The organism is Yokenella regensburgei ATCC 49455, assembly GCF_000735455.1.
GTDB classification, from domain to species: Bacteria; Pseudomonadota; Gammaproteobacteria; order Enterobacterales; family Enterobacteriaceae; genus Yokenella; species Yokenella regensburgei.
In genome coordinates, this window is sequence record NZ_JMPS01000076.1 from 93065 (window position 1) to 106488 (window position 13424).

The following is a 13424-nucleotide window of genomic DNA, read 5'->3' on the forward strand; positions in this document are numbered from 1 at the left end:
TTTTACTTCTCCACGACATCAATCGTCATTCGTCGATTTTCAGCAAGGCAGGCAATAACAGCAGGCGTGGCCTTACCGGGACAAATAACAACCGGCTGAGTCGATCCCACTCCCCGGGTTTCGATCGTCGAGGCTGGAATACCGTCAGCCACCAGAAGTGATTTAACCGCCTCAGCGCGCGCCATCGACAAAGCCTGGTTTTTATCTTCATGACCAATTCTGTCCGAATGACCGGTAATCACCACTTTGCTTAATACTGATGATGATTTATTCAGCTCCGTCGCCATCTGATGAATCTGTGTCTTTCCTTCCGGGCTTAATACGGCGCTACCAAAAGTAAACAGGCTTGCTGCGGCCAGCGTTCTGTCTACCGAAGGTTTAACGGGTTTCGTCGGTGATGCCTGCAATCTCTCCAGACAGTTATCCGGTTTGAAATAGAAACTCGACGCCTGCATGTCATTATTGAACAAGACTTTATACTGACAGGTCAGAACGCTTTTATCTTTTTGCGTAAAGTGGAAAATGTAATCCCACTCTTTTACTCTAATAATACCTTCTTTAAAATGTGGCACCCCAATCAATTCATACAGCTGATTTTTCGTCATACCCGGTTTAACCTGCGACAGGTTAGCCACATTAACGTAACTCCCCTCCGGACGCACCGCTGAGGTGGCATCAGGAAATACCGGCGCGACCGTTTTCCCCTGAGCATCCACATCGCTGACAGAACGGGTACAGGCGCTGAGTAACAGCGTACCTAACGCAATAGAGAGAAGATAAAACGCTTTGTTAGTCTTGAACATAATCATTATCCACATATTTCTTTCAGAATCCCGGGCGTAACGCCCGGGCTTTTATTTACCACTGATAACCCACTCCGACAGCCGCACCAAGGTCGCCCTGGCTGTTAGTGGTTCCTGAAAGTTTTGTTACCCATTTGCCGTTATCCGAAATGGTTGATACTCCAAGCGATACCGCTGACTGTCCCTGGTAAGTACCACCACCGATCCCAACCATACTGCCGCCTGCGCTATAAGGCTGAGGCAAGGACGCCATCGCCATTGCGCCCGCAATCCCCGCGCTCAGTTTGTCATCACGCTCATCGACCATGTTTTTAAGGTCGCCGAATCGTTTGTCGGTGTAATCGTTGGCGCTGCTGATCCCTTTATTCAACTGATTAAGGTTGACGGCATCAGTACCCTGCGTCCCTGCCGCGACGTTAGCTATCTGCCGCTCATTACCGACAGAGCCTACAGAAACGGTATTTGCCCGGTCGGCGACAGAGTCACTCCCCAGCGCAACGCTGTTGTTTGCCGTCGCTTTCGAACGCGTCCCTAACGCGGTGCTGTTATTACCCGACGCTTCAGATCCTGCACCACCGGCAACCGCATCGTTTCCGCTTACCACTGGCTTAGGCAGATTGCTGGAGTTGTTGACCTGGAACATGCCATCACGGCCCGAAACCAGATTGTTTTCAATATTCTTAACTTCGGTAATATCCCCAGTTGCCGAGCGCAACTGAGCAACGTTAACCGCATCGGTATCCTCCGTTCCCGCCGCAACGTTGGTGATTTGCCGCTCATTCCCCTTCGAACCAACGGAAACGCTGTTCTCACGATCGGCGACCGAACCCGCCCCTAACGCAACCGCATTGTCTGCCGTTGAGGAGGCACCGTTACCAATAGCAACCGTGTCATTACCAGAAGCATCGGTTCCCTGACCAACCGCGACAGCATCGCTCCCCGTCGCGCTGGCCGCAGGGCCGGTAGAGTTAACCTTCACATAGCGGTTGAGTGGGTTGTTATTCACCACGTTTTCAACATTTGTGACGCGGTTATCGAGGTTAGTGACGTTCTGGTTGGTTTGATTCAACTGTGAACCGTTAACCGCATCGGTGCTGGTTGGCGAAAGCGTCCCTGGCGCGACGTTGGTAATTTTGTTGATAACCGTTCCGCCATGGCTGGCGCTAAAGCCACCCAGCGCAGAATCCCAAAGCAGCGCATCCTGCTGTAATGAACCCACCAGCGTCGACACGCCGTTCAGTGCAGTATTGGTGGCAAACAGTTGGCTACCGTTGACCGCATCGGTGCTGGTGTCACTCAGGCTGCCCGCCGCCACGTTGGTCACCAGGCGTTCATTGCCCACGGAGCCTACGCTGACCTGGCTCGCTGGTGTGGTGCCAGCGAAGGAGTACTGTGTGCCTAACAGTGTGACGCCGGCAGTGCCCGTGGTCGTGCCGGTAACGGAATTCGCCCCCAGGGCCACATCGTTGTCATGATTGGCCACCGCGCTCAGGCCAATAGCCACCGCATCCAGACCCAGCACGGACGAATCCGTCCCGGTGGAATTGGCGTGGAAGTATTTGGTGCCCGTGTTGTAGATATTGGCAATCTGGGTGTTGGTTTGCGTCAGCTGCGAGAAATTCACCGCATCGCTCGGCGCAGCGCCGTCCGCCACGTTGGTAATGGTCGTACCGCCGGTATGGGTGCTGTTATCGTAGGTCGTGCCACCCATCGTCACGCTGTTGTAGTTGACGGAGTTGTCCGGGTTGCGATCGTATTTCACCGAGCCGGTATCGAGCGCTGCCAGGCTATCGCCCAGCGTCGTCAGCGCGGTGTTGGTGCTAAAGAGCTGAGAGCCGTTAACCGCGTCGGTGCTGGTGTCGCTCAGGCTGCCCGCCGCCACGTTGGTCACCAGACGTTCATTGCCCACGGAGCCTACGCTGACCTGGCTCGCTGGTGTAGTGCCCGCAAAATTGTACTGCGTGCCAAGCAGCGTGACGCCGGTAGTGCCCGTGGTCGTACCGGTGACGGCATTCGCGCCCAGGGCCACATCGTTGTCATGATTGGCCACCGCGCTCAGGCCAATCGCCACCGCATCCAGACCCAGCGCGGACGAATCCGTCCCGGTGGAATTGGCGTGGAAGTATTTGGTGCCCGTGTTGTAGATATTGGCAATCTGGGTGTTCGTTTGCGTCAGCTGTGAGAAGTTAACCGCATCGCTCGGCGCAGTGCCATCCGCCACGTTGGTAATGGTCGTACCGCCGGTATGGGTGCTGTTATCGTAGGTCGTGCCACCCATTGTCACGCTGTTGTAATTGACGGAGTTGTCCGGGTTGAGATCGTATTTCACCGCCTGGGAATCAAGCGTATTCAGATTATCGCCCAGATTATTGATAGCGGTGTTGGACGCAAACAGCTGGCTGCCGTTCACCGCGTCGGTACTCAGGCTGTTAATCCGCCCAGCCGCCAGATTGGTTAAGGTACGCTGGGAGGTTGTGGTGCCAATACTGACGGAAGCATTCGGTGAGATGCCGGCAAAATTGTACTGTTGACCATTCAGGGTCGTTGACGATGTCCCTACAGCAGCAGCAACGCTTGATCCTGACCCCAACACCACCGAATTATCCAGCCCGGTCGCGACGGTAATATTGTTCCCAAGCACCGCAACGTTATTAGAATTGACCGTGTTACTTGAACCAATCGCGTAGCTATTATTTCCTGCGATAGTCGAGTGATAACCAATACCTACGGACTGTATACCCGTTATATTGGCGGCTTCACCGATGCCGATACTCGAGTTACCGGAAACGGTGGTGGATGTCCCCTGCGCGATAGCGTTGGTGACACCCGCGCTGACCGAAGAGTTATTACCAATCGCAATAGAGGCATCCCCGCCGGCATTAGCCACGTGACCAATACTTACGGTCTGGTTAGCGTTGACACTATTTCCCGCATCCTGACCTACAGCAACGTTACCACCGCCCGCAACGTCATTTCCTGAATGGGGGCCCACTGCCGTGTTGTTATTACCAGTATCAAATGCTCCACCGGTAATATTATTACCTGAGTTAGGACCAAAGGCGACGTTATCGAAGCCGTAAATATTGGAACCGGTACCAGAACCAAAGGCGGTATTTTCATTCCCCGACACATTCGAACCACTGGATCTCCCCAGCGCAACGTTTTTTGTCCCCAGAACGGTATTACCCGCATTATCACCGATGGCGATATTATCGCCCTGATTACCAAAGGTAGAGCCCGGAATAGGGTTTGTGCCTTCCCCGACGCCGGCATTAATACCCAGCGCAATACTCTGATCGCCGTAGGTAAATGCCCCTTTACCGATAGCCACGGAATTAATACCCGATGCCAGGCTCCCCTGACCCAACGCCGTTGAGCCATTAGCCGAAGCTTCAGCGCCAAAACCCGCGGCCAGTGCGTTAGTGGCAGCCGTACTTAATGAGCCAATAGCGGTTGAACCGGTACCGGTCACCTGGGCACTTTCACCCAGCACCAGGGATGCGGCAAACCCGTTATTGGTTGCATTATTGCCAATGACGGTTGAAGATGCGCACCCGCCATTTAAATAAGGGTTACCCAGAATATCGTCAGGATTACCACATGTTTGTATGGAGTTTGTCGCAGAGGCGTTATCGCCAATCACCAGATTTCCCGCAGCCCCAGGTGAAGTCACCGTCGTGGAGGTCGCTCCCGTTCCAATCGGCGCAAAAGCTAATGCATTCTGACTGGCGAGTACGGCAATACCCACGATAGAAATCACTTTCGAAACTAATCCGCTTTTACCTTTCCCTCTGGCGGTTTCAGGCGCAATCACCGTCGCTTGCAAGCGATGACTCCAGACTAATCGATATATCTTATTCATATCCTAACCTTTATTATGGCAATCATATTCCGCCGCTGATTTTCCCCGAAGGCGATAAATAGCAGTTTTTGTCAAAAAGGAGTTGCGGATAAATATTAACGTCCGTGCCGTTAATGAAGATATGAGATCTTTGGTCATCAATTTACGTTATGATGACAAGATATAAAACCAACTCACCCGCTTAAAGCCAGTTGAAAACACCAGGAAATAAAAGGCAGACAGAAGCTATGCGTGTAATGAGAACAGCATGCATTTGTCGAAAACAATTTCTTGCACATTTAATATTAAATTATTTAACATTTTTGCAAAAATACCAGGCCGTTTATTAGGACGATTCTCAGCATAGTTATTTAAACGAACATTTAGATATGTAAATAGCGACTCAATAATGGGTGACCACGGGGGCTAAGCGTTCATTTAGCGGGGGGTGGGAATATAAATATGCATAAATGATGTAGGGATTGGCGTTAATTACAACAAACAATAAATATAAATTCAGATGACCGGGGTTAAGCATTACCGGGAGGGAGTACCCCGGCAGCGATGCCGGGGGAGTTCACTAATAACGCACACATACCGATTTGGTTTCACACCAGCCGTCGAGCCAGTCAGGGCCGAAGTCACGACCGGTACCGGACTGCTTCATCCCGCCAAACGGCAGGTTGGCGTCAATAAGTGTATGACTGTTGATCCACACCGTGCCGGCCTGCAGGCGATCGGTGTAGCTCAGCGCCTGGCTGATATCCCGCGTCCAGACGCTGGCGGTCAGACCATATTCCGTATCGTTCGCCAGACGCAGCGCCTCTTCACCATCGGCGACGCGTACCAGGTTTACCACCGGGCCAAACACCTCTTCACGGGTCAGACGCAGGCTGGCTTCCGGGTTCACCAAAAGCGTTGGGGCAACGTAATAGCCTTTGCCATCCGGCCCCGCGTTACCGCTCAGCAGCTCAGCACGCCCCTGCTGCGCTTCGTGGAGAAACGCCTGCACTTTGTCACAGTGCGCACGAGAGGCCAGCGGGTTGATGTGCGCCGCTTCCGACATTCCCGGCCCAACGTTGAGCGATTTCACCGCTTGCTCAAAGCCACTCACCAGCGTATCAAACAGCGGTGCCTCAATATAAATACGCGAGCTGGCGGCGCACACCTGTCCCTGGTTAAGGAAACTGCCGGTCATCAGGCCTTCAATTACCCACTGCGGATCGGCATCTTTCAGCACGATAGCCGGGTTTTTACCCCCCAGCTCCAGCGTCACGCGGGTCAGTCGGTCGGCGGCGGTACGGGCAATCTGTTTGCCGGTGGCGGTAGAGCCGGTAAAGCTCACCTTCGCGACGTGCGGATGCGAGGTCAGCGCGGCGCCGCACTCGCTACCGCTGCCGGTCACCACGTTGAATACCCCTTCCGGCACGCCGGCTTCCGTCGCCAGTTCCGCCACGCGCAGTAACGTCAGCGGCGTGGTTTCCGAAGGTTTGATGACGATTGAGCACCCGGCTGCGAGCGCTGGCATCACTTTCCACATGCCGATCATCAGCGGGAAGTTCCACGGGACGATCCCGGCCACTACGCCCACCGGCTCTTTTCGCGTCCACGCCTGATAGCGTGCGCCCTGCGGCATCGGGATAGAGACATCCAGCGTGCTGCCGGTAATCTTGGTGGCAAGCCCGGCGGTGTAGCGCATCCAGTTCAGGGTGCAGCCTACTTCAAACGCCCGGGAAATATTGATGGATTTCCCCTGCTCAAGGGTTTCCAGCTGCGCCAGCTCTTCGCAGTGCTGCTCAACCAGATCGGCGAAGCGCAGCAGAATACGTTCGCGCTCGGCGGGTAAACGCCCTGCCCAGCTGCGGGACACAAATGCCTTCCAGGCTGACATCACCGCGCGGTCGACATCAGCCGCACTGGCATCCGCCGTGGTGGCGATGGCCTCGCCCGTGGCCGGGTTATAGACCGTTAATCGCTTTTCACTCTGTGCTGCCTGCTGCGCACCATCGATGAACAAACCATGTTGACGATCCAGAAACTGCTGCACGCTGGCGAGCGTTGCGACCTGTGAACCGGACATACCCACTCCTTTTTTTCACTATTAGTGCATTCAGTCTAAGGCGAGATCGGCAAACGCGCTTTTTTCTCTCTGACATTCGTTTGTGCCGCTGTGACAGCAACCGCAAATAGCGATCTTTCCCCGGCAGAAGTGTGCCGGGGGTAATAGTTCTTTCATATAGTTGCCGCTTCGCTCTTGCTTTGAGAAACATTTACGCAACAATGCATGAACAAATACTGAACATCAGGGTGCTTCGTGATGCGCGAAAACAGTACACAGAACTACCGGGACTGGCTGGCGAAGGTAAACCAGCTCTGCGGCAGCTTCGACGCGCGTCCGCTTGAGGGCCAATTCTACGGTGATATTGAATCCGGCTACGCGCGTGGCATGAAGGTCAGCACGGTGACCACGCAGAGCATCAATCTGTTTCGTACCATGGATGACGTCCGTCGCAGCAGCGACGCGTGGTTCTATACCGTTTTTCAGCTGGAAGGCCAGGCGGTGATGGAGCAGGACGACCGACAGATTGTGCTGGATGCGGGTGACATGACGCTTATCGATGCCGCCCGCCCCTGTTCATTTTACTGGCAGGGTACCTCGCGCCAGGTCTCTCTGCTGCTGCCCCGCCAGCTCATCGAACAACAGCAGCGTCGCTGCAGTGCTGGCAAGCTTTCACGCCATCTGCCGATGGTTCAACTCAGCCACCGATTACTGCAGGAAAGCCTGAGTAGCGGTGCAATGAACGAGGATGAGAGCGCCGCCGCGCTGGAAGCCATTGGCTGCCTGCTGCGCCCGGTGCTGCATCAACAGGATGTTCAGCCCAGCCGCCGCGAGCGCCAGTATCAGAAAATCATGGCCCTGATTGATGACTCTATTCAGTCGGAACAGCTGCGCCCGGAGTGGCTCGCCAGTGAAACGGGCATGTCGGTACGCAGTCTGTACCGGATGTTTGCCGATAAAGGATTAGTGGTCGCGCAGTACATCAAAAATCGTCGTCTCGATCTCTGCGCTCAGGCGCTGGAGCGCGCCAGCGATGAGGAAAAACTGGCCGGGATCGGCTACAGCTGGGGTTTTACCGATCACAGCCACTTCTCAACGGCCTTCAAACAACGCTTCGGCGTTACCCCTGGTGAGTACCGCCGCCGCTTCCGCTGATTACTTCTGTAGCCATTTACCGTTGATCCCCTGGACAAACTCGCCCGGCTGCGCGCGGGAAACCAGCTTTTGCCCGGCCATCTTCGCCACTTCATCCACCGGCAGATTATTGGTATCCGCCAGCTGCTGATAGCTCGCGCTGCGCGCATCGTTGATCTGTTTTACCAGAGCGAGCGTTTCTTTATCCTGCTTAATAGCGCCAACGTAGCCGCTCAGCGTCTCGCCCACGCGTCCCTGTTGACGAGCTTCGTTCAGGCTTAGCGCCCAGGCACCAGAGCTCAGCACGCACAATCCCAAAAACAGACCTATCAGTGATTTTTTCATTCATCACCTCAGAACAGATCGCTGCGCGATTTCAGCAGATTTTCCACGTCCTTATCGACCTTGATATGAATCTCGTGCTCAATTTTGACATTCATATTGATGGTGATCGGCTCTTTCGGCGCGGCAACTTCTATGCGCGGGGTACAGCCCGTCAGCATCAGGGCGGCCGGGGCGCACAACAGGGCGGTTAAGATTTTCATTATTGCTCCTTACATTCCTTGCCGCCTGAGCAGCGTGGCGCGGGCAGCGCCGTATTTTGTTCAAGCCACGCCTGTAAATTGTCGCCAAAGCGTAAACTCCGCCACAGGTCAAAGACGTTCTCTTCGTGCGTATAGTTCAGATGAACGGTATTACTTTTTCCATCGACGTGGCTAATGCCGGTCACGTTCGCTGTGAGGGTCAGTAATCCCAGGTTGCTGAGATTAATTTTCGTCCACGAACGGGAAATTTCCATATAGCGCAGCCAGTTGATGGCCGCCCCGGCGGCGATGTTGTCGTTAACCACCGCATCTGCCGTATCTTTATCAATACGCAGGGTCATTGGGCCCGGGTTTGACAGCCAGCCGTCTTTAATTATCCATTTGTCGTTGTTGAGCCACAGCGGCAGCGCGCCGTTCACCGGGCCGGACATGGCAAACTGCTTCGGATTTACTGCACTGATGAGTTCGCTGGTGGAAATATTCTGTACCCGCAGCAGCGCCGGGTCGTGCTGCGGCATGCGCAGTTGCAGCATAGAGAGCTTACCGCCGAGGATATCGACGCTAACGTTGCTTAATAACAGCGGTGCGTCCTCACTCCACGGATAAGCGCCCTGCAGGTCGGCGGTCAGATTCTTCGCCGTCACCTGGTTGACGATTTCCGCAATGCGCAGCGACACCGGATGCTTTTTGCCCAGCAGCCAGGTACCTTCGCTAAAGCGGAACGGCAGCACAAAGTCGACGCCGTTGATTTGGTTATCCGGCATCCAGGCACTACCGCCCTTCAGTACCCCATGACCACCGGCCTCAAAGCCCTGCCCGGCGGCGGCGGAAAACGCCACCTGCGCGTATAACGTGCCCTCCCGCAGGTTCATTTTCAGATCCGGCGGAATTAGCGGCTGGAACACCGTCAGCGACTGCTTCGGCCACCAGGCCTCGCCGCGCAGGCGTTCGCCATCCCAACGCCCCCCCACCCGTATTGGGCCAATCTTGTCGGCGTGCAGGTCGCCTTTAAACTGGAAGAACGTCGGGTCGCGCCCGTCGATGCTGAATTTGAGCGTCGATGGCGGGAGCACGCTGCCGCCGCTGAAGTTGGTTTGCCCGGCATCAAGCGACAGCGCCCCGGTCAGTCGCGGATGCTGTTCATCGCGGAGCCAGTGAACAGGTTTCTCCAGCACCAGCCGCGGTTTGTTGACCAGCATGGTCCCGTATTCAAGCTTATCGAAGCCGGTAGAGAGCGAGTTCAGGACAATAGACTGGTCGCGCCACAACCCCGTTCCGGCGACATCCCAGCGGGCGTGCATCGGGGTGAAACGGCCATCCCCCCAGTAGCGCCAGCGCCAGGTGCCTTTATCCGGCAGGAAGTTATCCGCCAGCCCATCGAGATGCAGCGTAAAATCACCCATTTCATTCTCATGGGCCCGCAGAATCGCCTGCAAACGCCCATCGATACCCTGCTCGGTCACCTTGACGCCCGCGAGCGGCAGGCGAACTTCATCGATATTGAGGGAATCAATCACTCTTCCGCGTGAACGCAGCAGCGCGCCAGGTTCAAACGCCAGATGCGGTGAGCTTAGCGGGCCGCTCAGCGTGGCAGGCAGTACGGCATAGAAAATCAAATCGTCCTGCTTGGCTTCACCGGTCAGCCGCAGCGGCATGTGGCTGTCGTCGGCGCTGAGCTTGCCGGGGCCGATAGTCAGCACGGCGTTTCCTTTACCGTTGTCGCCGTGGGTCAGCACGTTCAGACGCCCGCTGATTTGCATCGTATCCAGACCCTGCTGCCACTGCTCGGCTTTGAAAGACACGCGCCCGCTCAACGGCTGTCCCTGATATGGCCAGCTCCAGCGCCCGTCGCTGATGCTGGCTACGTGCTCCGTCAACGTCCACGGCAGATCCAACAACGGCTCCGGGTTATCGCGGGCGGTCACCACCAGCTGGCCCTGATTCTTTTGCCACTCAAGCTCGGCATCCACCAGCTGCGGGGTTTGCGGGAACTCAAAGGAGGAAACCAGGTGTCCGGAAACCGGAAGGCCATCCGGCACCAGCGGCATGGTGAAGTCGCCAACAAGTTTAATCGGCGGCTGACCGTCGACCAGCTTCGCTTCAAATTCGCTGACGGTCAGCGCCTGGCCGTGCAGACGGGCGCGCAGCTTCAGCGCATCGCCGTTAAAGGCAATGTCCTGAATGGCGGGCGTCAGGCCCACATCCAGTTTGCCCTGCCACTGCTGCCAGGGGGAAAGCGTCAGTTTGTCGATAGTCAGCCAGCTATTTGGCAGCATCGACTGCCACTCCGCCAGCGTGCGCGGCGCGCCGGGAGCGGGTTCGCTTTCAGGGAGTTTGCTCAGACAGGCAGAGTCGACGTCCAGCGCCGCAATGTTCAGCCGCCAGCGGCTCGGATGTGACAACGTCGCGCCTGACACCCGCGCCAGCTCGCAGTCCCCCACCAGATAGCGCAGGCTCGGGATCTCCACCGAAGCACGGTGTAAACGCGGGCTCTGATCAAGCGCAATACGCGTCCCTACCGGCAGCCAGATCCCGGCGAGCGTCGGCACCCATCGCGTCAGCGTGAGTAGCAACGTCAAAGGAAGAATGAAGAAAACCAGAATCAGCGCGATGGCGACTTTGTATCTACCCTTCATGGGCAATAAATATCCTGAGGTGGCGGCGTGACGAATGTAAGAATAATAGATGCTACAAGGGGATTCGCAATGGGAAGAACGCCGAATCCCCTCGGATTATGATAAACGCGAATGCGTTAAGACTGAAGCGTTGCCAGACGCGCGGCAAAACCCACAAACATCAGACCAATCAGGCTGTTGCCCAGTTTCGCCAGTTTCTTTTTGGTTTTCACATAGCGCGTGACAAACGAGCCGGAGACAATCAGGAAGCTCAGGTAAGCAAAGCTCACCAGCTCCAGGGTGACGGCCAGAATAAAGAACGCAGTACCGGCACTTGCGGCATTAACATCGATAAACTGCACGAAGAACGACACGTAGAACAGAATCGCTTTCGGGTTAGTCAGGCTCAGCACCAGCGCGCGTTTCAGGATAGCGCTGCCGGGTTCTGCCCCCTCTTCCTGCTGTTTACCGCGCTGGGTCAGCGTAGCGTAGAGCATTTTTCCGCCCAGCCACAGCAGGTACATTGCGCCAAGGTAACGGACAATATTAAACAGTACCGGAGTGGTTTTAATCAGCGTGGCAACGCCGGCATAGGCCAGAAACATCAGCACCGCATCGCCAACAAACACGCCAAGCGCGGCGAGGTAACCCTTCTTCACGCCGTGAGCGATCCCGGTTTTCAGTACAAACAGCGTATTCGGGCCTGGCACCAGAATAATAAAAATCGCGCCAATCAGGTAGGTCCAATAATTTAGTACACCAAACTCCGCAAACACGTTTTACTCCCGCAATTCATCCGTTGATGGCTTCCCTGGTCGCAGGAAGCGTTACCTTGATCACAGAATGCTATCGCAGAGTGCCCTGGCTTTAAAGCCCCGGGAACGGAATCAGACAAGGTTTCAGCAGACCGGGTACAATTAATCTAATGCGTTGTTTTTTAATCACCTGCACTTTATGTGTATAAACCGTTGATTAAACTAATTTTTAAAAATTGTAAGAAAAATCGCAGTGTGCTAACGTGACAGTAAAATCACTGGAGAAAAGTCTTATGAAAATCGCCGTTTACAGTACAAAGCAGTACGATAAAAAGTATCTGCAACATGTTAATGATGCATATGGCTTTGAACTTGAATTTTTCGACTTCCTTTTAAGCGAAAAAACAGCAAAAACCGCCCATGGCTGCGAAGCGGTCTGCATCTTCGTCAACGACGACGGCAGCCGCCCGGTGCTCGAAGAGCTGAAAAAGAACGGGGTGAAGTATATTGCCCTGCGCTGCGCTGGCTTTAATAACGTCGATCTCGATGCAGCGAAAGAGCTGGGTCTGCAGGTCGTGCGCGTTCCGGCCTATTCACCAGAAGCGGTGGCAGAACACGCCATCGGGATGATGATGACGCTGAACCGTCGTATTCACCGTGCGTATCAGCGCACCCGTGATGCCAACTTCTCTCTCGAAGGCCTGACCGGTTTTACCATGTATGGCAAAACGGCAGCGGTTATCGGCACCGGTAAAATCGGCGTGGCCACCCTGCGTATTCTGAAAGGTTTTGGCATGCGTCTGCTGGCGTTCGATCCGTACCCGAGTGCAGCAGCGCTGGATCTGGGCGTAGAGTATGTCGACCTGCCGACCCTATTCTCGCAGTCGGACGTTATCTCTCTGCATTGCCCGCTGACTCCGGAAAATTATCACCTGCTGAACCAGTCCGCCTTTGAACAGATGAAAGACGGGGTGATGATCATTAACACCAGCCGCGGTGGTCTTATCGATTCCCAGGCCGCCATCGACGCGCTGAAGAATCAGAAAATCGGCGCGCTGGGGATGGACGTGTATGAAAACGAACGCGATCTGTTCTTCGAAGACAAATCTAACGACGTTATTCAGGATGACGTATTCCGTCGTCTTTCCGCCTGCCACAACGTGCTGTTCACCGGCCACCAGGCGTTCCTGACCGCCGAAGCGCTGACCAGCATTTCCGAAACCACGCTGGAAAACTTAAAGCAGATCGGCAACGGCGAAACCTGTCCTAACGCACTGTTCTGATTCGCTATACGCCTGCTCCCTCGTTCCGGGGGAGCACTTTCAGATAATCCTCAATGACGTGACGCGCAGTAGAGTTACACTCCCTCGAGAGCACTAAATCAGGATCTATGAATGAACAAAACGATTTTACTTCTGGCAGCGGGGATGCTGCTGGCAGGTTGTGTAAACACCAGCAAAGTGACCGTGAATGAATCTCAGCTACAGCACCACCGCTTTGTGCTGGAGAGCGTCAACGGCAAAAATATTGCGCCAACGCAGACGCCGCCAGAGCTGAGCTTTGGCGAGAAGATGCATGTTTCCGGCAAGATGTGCAACGGTTTTACCGGCGAAGGTAAGCTCTCCGAGGGCGCACTGACGGTCAAGAATATGGCAATGACGCAGATGCTCTG

Annotated in this window: 10 protein-coding genes; 3 read left to right on the top strand and 7 right to left on the bottom strand. The window is 55.0% G+C overall.

The window, feature by feature from the left end; translation table 11 throughout:
• Positions 1 to 2: 2 nt before the first annotated feature.
• From GYRE_RS19770 to GYRE_RS19780, 3 genes are all read right to left on the bottom strand, one after another.
• Positions 3 to 803, bottom strand: a complete 801-nt coding sequence (locus tag GYRE_RS19770) for an OmpA family protein (RefSeq protein ID WP_038257758.1) — start codon at positions 801 to 803, stop codon at positions 3 to 5.
• A gap of 55 nt (positions 804 to 858) precedes the next feature.
• The gene (locus tag GYRE_RS19775) at positions 859 to 4665 is read right to left on the bottom strand and encodes a YadA-like family protein (RefSeq protein WP_038257730.1); all 3807 of its coding nucleotides are present in this window, start codon (positions 4663 to 4665) and stop codon (positions 859 to 861) included.
• 559 nt (positions 4666 to 5224) lie between these two features.
• Positions 5225 to 6724, bottom strand: a complete 1500-nt coding sequence (locus tag GYRE_RS19780; RefSeq protein WP_038257733.1) for an aldehyde dehydrogenase family protein — start codon at positions 6722 to 6724, stop codon at positions 5225 to 5227.
• 237 nt (positions 6725 to 6961) lie between these two features.
• On the opposite strand from GYRE_RS19780, the gene feaR reads away from it, so the two are divergent.
• Positions 6962 to 7858, top strand: coding sequence for a transcriptional regulator FeaR (gene feaR, locus GYRE_RS19785; RefSeq protein ID WP_006819805.1), 897 nt, complete (start codon positions 6962 to 6964; stop codon positions 7856 to 7858).
• On the opposite strand, the gene GYRE_RS19790 is transcribed toward feaR, so the two are convergent.
• The 4 genes from GYRE_RS19790 to leuE form a co-directional block, all read right to left on the bottom strand.
• Positions 7859 to 8182 (bottom strand): YdbL family probable chaperone protein, encoded by a 324-nt coding sequence (locus tag GYRE_RS19790; RefSeq protein ID WP_038257735.1) that lies wholly within the window; start codon positions 8180 to 8182, stop codon positions 7859 to 7861. It lies immediately after the preceding gene.
• 8 nt (positions 8183 to 8190) lie between these two features.
• Complete coding sequence (locus tag GYRE_RS19795; RefSeq protein WP_006819803.1) at positions 8191 to 8382, bottom strand: YnbE family lipoprotein; 192 nt, start codon at positions 8380 to 8382, stop codon at positions 8191 to 8193.
• Positions 8382 to 11018 carry a YdbH family protein gene (locus GYRE_RS19800; RefSeq protein ID WP_006819802.1) on the bottom strand — a complete coding sequence of 879 codons (2637 nt, stop codon included), beginning with the start codon at positions 11016 to 11018 and terminating at the stop codon, positions 8382 to 8384. Before GYRE_RS19800 ends, GYRE_RS19795 begins: the two co-directional genes overlap by 1 nt.
• 116 nt (positions 11019 to 11134) lie before the next feature.
• Complete coding sequence (leuE, locus tag GYRE_RS19805) at positions 11135 to 11773, bottom strand: leucine efflux protein LeuE (RefSeq protein ID WP_006819801.1); 639 nt, start codon at positions 11771 to 11773, stop codon at positions 11135 to 11137.
• Between the two features lie 272 nt (positions 11774 to 12045).
• On the opposite strand from leuE, the gene GYRE_RS19810 reads away from it, so the two are divergent.
• Positions 12046 to 13035 (top strand): 2-hydroxyacid dehydrogenase, encoded by a 990-nt coding sequence (locus GYRE_RS19810; protein ID WP_006819800.1) that lies wholly within the window; start codon positions 12046 to 12048, stop codon positions 13033 to 13035.
• A gap of 111 nt (positions 13036 to 13146) precedes the next feature.
• Positions 13147 to 13424 (top strand): META domain-containing protein (locus tag GYRE_RS19815; protein ID WP_038257738.1); only part of this gene is annotated, 278 nt, incomplete at its 3' end.

Bases quoted from the DNA above. Each gene is read 5' to 3' on its own strand.
- GYRE_RS19780 (WP_038257733.1), bottom strand. From the start codon at position 6,724: ATGTCCGGTTCACAGGTCGCAACGCTCGCCAGCGTGCAGCAGTTTCTG.
- GYRE_RS19790 (WP_038257735.1), bottom strand. From the start codon at position 8,182: ATGAAAAAATCACTGATAGGTCTGTTTTTGGGATTGTGCGTGCTGAGC.
- GYRE_RS19810 (WP_006819800.1), top strand. From the start codon at position 12,046: ATGAAAATCGCCGTTTACAGTACAAAGCAGTACGATAAAAAGTATCTG.
- GYRE_RS19800 (WP_006819802.1), bottom strand. From the start codon at position 11,018: ATGAAGGGTAGATACAAAGTCGCCATCGCGCTGATTCTGGTTTTCTTC.
- GYRE_RS19770 (WP_038257758.1), bottom strand. From the start codon at position 803: ATGTTCAAGACTAACAAAGCGTTTTATCTTCTCTCTATTGCGTTAGGT.
- GYRE_RS19775 (WP_038257730.1), bottom strand. From the start codon at position 4,665: ATGAATAAGATATATCGATTAGTCTGGAGTCATCGCTTGCAAGCGACG.
- GYRE_RS19795 (WP_006819803.1), bottom strand. From the start codon at position 8,382: ATGAAAATCTTAACCGCCCTGTTGTGCGCCCCGGCCGCCCTGATGCTG.
- feaR (WP_006819805.1), top strand. From the start codon at position 6,962: ATGCGCGAAAACAGTACACAGAACTACCGGGACTGGCTGGCGAAGGTA.